The organism is Persicitalea sp., from assembly GCF_041751555.1.
Classification (GTDB): Bacteria; Bacteroidota; Bacteroidia; order Cytophagales; family Spirosomataceae; genus Persicitalea.
In genome coordinates, this window is record NZ_JBGSXF010000033.1 from 1 (window position 1) to 5,417 (window position 5,417).

Genomic DNA, 5,417 nt, shown 5'->3' on the forward strand with positions numbered 1-5,417 from the left:
AACCGATCAGTGAAAAGGTGTGAGGGACTAATTCCGAGCATAGTTCTGTTTGATAGGCCGCCCCGTAGTTCACCGCTCACTCCTTCGGATCTTCTGGTATTGTACTTTTTAAAGTTAATGATTATCTCACAAATCTAAGGGGTCGCCCCGGAAGTACTATGAGCGCTGAACGAACTATAACCTTCCTTGACCATCTGCGTTACGAAAAGCGCCTGAGCGAACACACGCTCACGGCTTACGCCAGCGATTTGGATCAGTTGTCCAAGTACTTGCTATTTCAGTACGAGTGCGACAAGCCCGAAACAGCTACGGCTCCCATGCTGCGCTCGTGGGTGGTGAGTTTGGTAGAGGAAGGACTGAACACCACTTCGGTCAACCGCAAAATGGCCACTCTGCGCTCTTTCTACGGCTTCTTGCGCCGCCGCCAGCTCATCGCCGATAATCCTGCCCGTAACTTGCAGTCGCTCAAGACCAAGCGGAAACTACCGGCCTTCGTGGAAGAAAAAGCGATGGAGTTGTTATTTGGTGAAATCTCGTTCACCGAAGATTTTTCCGGACTGCGTGATCGCCTAATTCTGGAATTGCTGTACGGAACCGGCATGCGACTTTCAGAACTTTTGGCTCTAAAAGTCGATAATATAGATACTGGATCGCGTTTGGTGAGGGTGATGGGCAAGCGCTCGAAGGAGCGGCTTATTCCGATCACAAACTCGCTCACCAAATTGCTTACGCAATACATAGAAGCAAGAATTTCCGCTGAAAGTAACGACTGCCTTATTCTGACCGACAAGGGTAAAGCTGCTTATCCAGTTTTTGTGCAGAGAACCGTCAAAAAGTACCTCTCCGCTGTCACGACCCTGTCTCAAAAAAGCCCACACGTGCTGCGACACACTTACGCCACGCACCTACTCAACCGTGGGGCCGACCTTAACGCCATCAAGGAACTCCTCGGCCACGCCAACCTCGCCGCCACCCAAATTTATACCCACAATTCCATCGAAAAGCTCAAAAAATCACACCAGCAGGCGCACCCGAAAGCTTAGTTTAGTGGACAGTGGACAGTGGACGGTTTAAAGTGAAAAGGGTGTGGCTCTCTGTAAGACAGGTTTTTACGCAATTTGCTCTTCTTAAAAATTCTACTCTAGGCCTTCAAAACCAATATTTTCAAGGTATATTTGCTTGTAAAGCATAAACTAAATTTTGTAAAGAGGGAGAATAAAGCACGTTTCTTAATCCGACAATTGTGCACTCTCGACAGCATGGGCTACCCCGTCTCAACTCTCAATTCTCCATTTTCAACTAAATAAATGAATCAAGTTTTCCAGGAAGCCGTCGTTACGAAGTACAATATTTTCAACAGCCTGTTCTTGAGTTTGCCGTACCGCGGTGTTTTTCAGACGGGTTCGCTGTTGCCGCTGCTGACGCAAAAATGCGAAGAGGGCTTCGAGAAAAACAAGTCGCCGCGCCAGATCATCGAGCATTTTTTCAGCGAGTATTTGGAAGAAGCTACAACCAAACAGCGCATGGATTTGCTGTTTGGTTTTATTCAATACATTGAGCGGCAGGTAGTTTTATTCGATTCGGTGGAGGACGCCGCCTTCGACGATACCCACGAAATGGACGGCAAAGGCTCGGCCAAATTCCTGGCCGACCGTCTCGACTCAGACGCATTGCGGAAGAAAATGCTGGACAAATTACAGGATTTTAGCGTTCGCATCGTCCTGACGGCTCACCCCACGCAGTTTTATCCGGGCAAAGTACTGGGCATCATCAACGACCTGGAAGAATCCATTCGGGAGAACGACTTCACGGCAGTCAACCAGTTGATTCTGCAATTGGGTAAAACCGCCTTTATCAACCACACCAAGCCCACGCCTTACGACGAGGCGGTGAGTCTGACCTGGTTTTTGGAAAATGTATTTTATGACGCCATCCCGGCTATTCTCAAAAAACTTATTGATAACCTGGGCATGTCGGCTCACGACTGGCCGTATCCTAATGTATTCCGGCTAGGTTTCTGGCCCGGCGGCGACCGGGACGGCAACCCGTTCGTCAACGCCGACATCACACTTAAAGTAGCCACCAAACTACGCGACTCTTTGCTGCGCGGCTACTACCGCGACATCCGCAACCTGAAGCGCCGCCTGACCTTCAAAGGCGTGGAGGATACCGTCGCCACGATGGAACGCAAGATGAACAGCACCATTTTTGGCCCCGAGAAGGAAGGCTACCAAAACGCCGACGAACTCATGGCCGAACTACAACGGGCGCGACAGGTACTTGTAGATAGGCACCAGGGGCTTTTCCTGGATATTTTGGATGATTTCATCCTGAAGGTGAAGCTATTTGGGTTCTTCTTCGCCAGCCTGGACATTCGGCAGGATAGCCGCAAGCACCTTAAAGCCTGGGAGGATATTCTGAAAAGGCTGGAATCGAAAATTCCGCTGCTGAAATACGACGACTACCAGAATTGGGATGAAGCCCGCAAAATCAAAATGCTGCTTTCGCTCAATATTCCTCTCCGAGAGGATGATTACGAGGACGTCACGACCAAGGATATTTTGGGTTCGATCCGCACAATCGCGACCGTTCAGGAGCGCAACGGTGTACCGGGTGCTCACCGCTATGTCATCAGCAATTCGCGCACGGCTATCGACGTGATGGGCGTGGTGGCCTTGGCTAAAAACCTGATCGCCGACGAGAAGGGCCATCTGACGCTGGACGTAGTGCCACTCTTTGAAACGGTGGACGATCTCGCCAATGCCGCCGATGTCATGCGGGTCTTGTACGAGGACGATTACTACCGCGCTCACCTTAGCCGCCGCGAAAATCACCAGACGATTATGGTAGGTTTCTCGGACGGCACAAAGGATGGCGGCTACCTACGGGCCAACTGGTCTATTTACGGGGCCAAAGAAGAACTCACCAAAGTCTCGCGTGAGTTTGGCATTAAAGTCACCTTCTTCGACGGTCGCGGTGGCCCTCCCGGTCGCGGTGGTGGCAACAACCAGAATTTCTACGCCTCACTCGGCAAAGATATTGAGGACAAAGAAGTACAGCTCACCGTTCAGGGACAGACGATCAGCTCCAACTACGGCACGGTACTGACGGGCATGTACAACCTCGAACGCCTTTTCACCGCCGGACTCGAAAACAGCCTGTTCAAGTCAGGAAGAAAGGACGAACAACTCACGGAGGCCGACAAGGCCCTGATGGAAGAACTCGCCGAAGCCGCCTACCAGTCGTATTTGGACCTGAAAAACCACCCGGCTTTTGTCAAGTACCTGGAAAAGAAAACGCCGCTGCGCTTCTACGGCCAAACCAATATCGGAAGTCGCCCCACCAAGCGCGGGGCCGCGGGTGAGGGTTTGAAGTTCGAGGATCTACGGGCCATTCCGTTCGTGGGTTCCTGGGCGCAGATGAAGCAGAACGTGCCGGGTTTCTACGGCTTCGGCTCAGCCATTCAGCAACTGGCTGACGCGGGCAAACTAGACGACATCAAGAAGCTGTACAAAAAATCCCTGTTTTTCCGTACACTGGTTGAGAACTCCATGCAGTCACTGTCAAAGGCTTTCTTCCCCGCCACCGCGTACCTGCGCGACGAGGAGGACTACCGCGATTTTTACGACAAGATGCACGAGGAATTTAAGCGGACCGATGAACTGCTGCTGAAAATCTCCGGACAGCACGAACTATTGGAAAGTAACGCCGTATCGCGCGAGTCCATCAAAATTCGCGAGCGCATCGTGCTGCCTTTGATCACCATCCAGCAATACGCGCTGCAAATGCTATCCGACTCGCCGGAAGATCGGGGAGTTGAGGAAGAGACGCTGAACAAACTCGTGATGCGAGCGATGTTCGGGATTATCAACGCAGCGCGGAATTCGGCGTAGGTATAAGCTTCTTATTTTTTACTTAGATAGATTCGGCAACTAAAAAGTTGCCGAATCTTTTTTTGCATATTTCCTGATCCCATGAAAAATCAAACTCACAATTTTCTTGCGGTTGCGTTCGCAGCTCTCTTCTGCGCTTTTGCAAACGCCGAGGCCCCGGTAAAAATCAAAACCAACAGCCCCCAAGCCAGCTACATCGTCGAAAAACTCACCACTGAATTTTTCCAAAATAAAAACCCAGTAAATGTCGCCTGGGAAGTTTCTTTCGTACTCGACAGCCTGGCTTTGGGGCCGGAGGACTACCGAATCACGAAGCAAAAAAACACCGTTTTTGTGCAAGGCGGCGGCAAACGCGGCCTGATTTACGGCGGACAGGAAGTGTTGGCACAGGTACGCAGCGGCGCGGCCTTACCCGATGTACAGCCGCGCGAAGGCAAAGCCGGACAGGCGTTTCGAGCCATCAAATTCAACCTGCCATGGTTTTCGTACCGCGACGGCCCCGCGCTACAACAGCATACCGAAACGTGCAAGAAAGTTGAGTTTTGGGAAAAATTCCTGGACATGATGTCCGAGAACCGATTCAATGCGCTGACGCTCTGGAACCTGCACCCGTTTCCCTACATGATTCAGTCTAAGAATTTTCCCGAAGCGCGGATGTTCAGCGACGCAGAGATGAAGGAATGGCGGAACTTGTACACGAGCATTTTCGACATGGCGCACGAGCGTGGCATCGAAACATACATCATCAACTGGAATATCTATGCGCCGGATTCTTTTCTTGAAAAACACAACTTGACTACCACCGACGATAAGAATACGCCGCTGGGCGACGCCGAACTCTCGCCCGTTGTGCAGCAGTACAACAAGGAAAGTTTGACGCAGGTCATCGACGAGTACCCCAAGCTGACGGGCTTCGGGTTCAGCCTGGGCGAGAAAATGGGCAAGATGACGCCCGCCGAACGGGAGCAATGGGCGCTCGACACCTACATCGAAGCGATGAAGAACGCAAGCCGTAAGATCAAGCTCATACACCGGGTGCCGTTTTCGGGCAACACCCGTTCCGAAGGCTCCACTTCGGCGGACATGGAAACCATCACGCGACGCGGCATCGAAAGCATCGACGCGGCTAAAGAACCCATTCTGGTGGAGGTGAAATTCAACTGGTCGCACGCGCACAGCACGCCCAAGCTCATCAAAACCCACGGCGGTCCGCTGCACGACAAGTACTGGAACCCCAAGCCTGAGAACTACAAAATCGTCTGGATGGCGCGGAACGAGGATTTCTTCTGTTTGCGCTGGGGACAGCCCGAGTTCATTCGCGAACACATCGCCCAAAACGACCACGACTACACCGCCGGGTACTTTCTGGGTTCGGAATGCTACATTCCGGCTTTGGATTATTTCAGCAAACTTGACAGTGTGAAGTGGGAATATGCTTTCGAGCGGCAGTGGTACTACTATATGTTGTGGGGCCGACTGCTCTACGACCCGAGTACATCGGACGCGGTTTTTGAAAAAGAATTC

General features: G+C 51.7%; 2 protein-coding genes and 1 pseudogene. All 3 read left to right on the forward strand.

Features of this window, described 5'->3' with window-relative positions; translation table 11 throughout:
- Positions 1-158: 158 nt before the first annotated feature.
- A complete protein-coding gene (locus ACEW8P_RS00985) occupies positions 159-1,043 on the forward strand; it encodes a tyrosine-type recombinase/integrase (protein ID WP_373511245.1) in 885 nt (294 codons plus the stop codon).
- A gap of 264 nt (positions 1,044-1,307) precedes the next feature.
- Positions 1,308-3,893: a phosphoenolpyruvate carboxylase gene (locus ACEW8P_RS00990; RefSeq protein ID WP_373511246.1), complete on the forward strand. Its 2,586-nt coding sequence runs from the start codon at positions 1,308-1,310 to the stop codon at positions 3,891-3,893.
- Between the two features lie 81 nt (positions 3,894-3,974).
- Positions 3,975-5,417: pseudogene (locus tag ACEW8P_RS00995) on the forward strand (hypothetical protein); the annotation flags it as partial.

Excerpts from the sequence above, each read along its gene's own strand:
- ACEW8P_RS00990 (WP_373511246.1), top strand. The coding sequence starts at position 1,308 with ATGAATCAAGTTTTCCAGGAAGCCGTCGTTACGAAGTACAATATTTTC.
- ACEW8P_RS00985 (WP_373511245.1), top strand. The coding sequence starts at position 159 with ATGAGCGCTGAACGAACTATAACCTTCCTTGACCATCTGCGTTACGAA.